Origin of the sequence: Pseudomonas sp. NPDC087639 (assembly GCF_044743385.1) — a bacterium.
GTDB lineage: Bacteria > Pseudomonadota > Gammaproteobacteria > Pseudomonadales > Pseudomonadaceae > Aquipseudomonas.
On the sequence record NZ_JBIUWI010000079.1, the window covers coordinates 1 to 828 of the forward strand.

At 58.8% G+C, this 828-nt stretch carries 1 protein-coding gene; it reads right to left on the reverse strand.

Annotated features, from left to right (window positions below; translation table 11 throughout):
• Window positions 1–828: glyceraldehyde-3-phosphate dehydrogenase (locus tag ACIOVB_RS23940; protein WP_401271864.1), on the reverse strand; the 828-nt coding region annotated here is incomplete at both ends.

Consider the following 828-nt stretch of genomic DNA (forward strand, 5'->3'; position numbering starts at 1 on the left):
AACGGTTTCGACGTGACCGTTGATGATGCCGAACTTGTCATTCACAGCCTTCAGCACCGGCACGATGGCGTTGGTGGTGCAGGAAGCAGCGGACACGATCTTGTCGTCAGCGGTGATTTCACCGTGGTTGATGCCGTGAACGATGTTCTTCAGTTTGCCTTTGCCAGGCGCGGTCAGAACAACGCGGTCGATACCCGGGCACGCCAGGTGCTGACCCAGGCCATCAGCGTCACGCCATACACCGGTGTTGTCCACCAGCAGCGCGTCTTTGATGCCGTACTGGGTGTAATCCACCTCGGTCGGGTTCTTCGCGTAGATCACCTGAATCAGGTTACCGTTGGCGGTGATGGTGTTGTTTTCTTCGTCGATGGTGATGGTGCCGTTGAACGAACCATGTACCGAATCGCGGCGCAGCAGGCTGGCGCGCTTGGTCAGGTCGTTGTCGGCGCCTTTGCGCACCACGATGGCCCGCAGACGCAGACCGTCGCCACCACCGGTTTTCTCGATCAGGATGCGCGCCAGCAGACGGCCGATACGACCGAAGCCGTACAGTACAACGTCAGTGCCTTTGCGGGCCGAAGCGTTTTGCTGGCCAACCACGTCAGCCATTTCTTCGCGGACGAACTGCTCGGCAGTGCGGCCATTGGCTTCGTTGCGGAATTTGAACGCCAACTTGCCCAGATCCACCGAAGCCGCGCCGAGCTTGAGCTCGCTCATGGCTTTGAGCAGTGGGAATGTTTCGTGGACGGAGAGTTCGCTATCGTCGGAAGAACGATGGCGAGCAAAGCGGTGAGCTTTGAGAATCGCGATGACAGACTGGTTGATCCG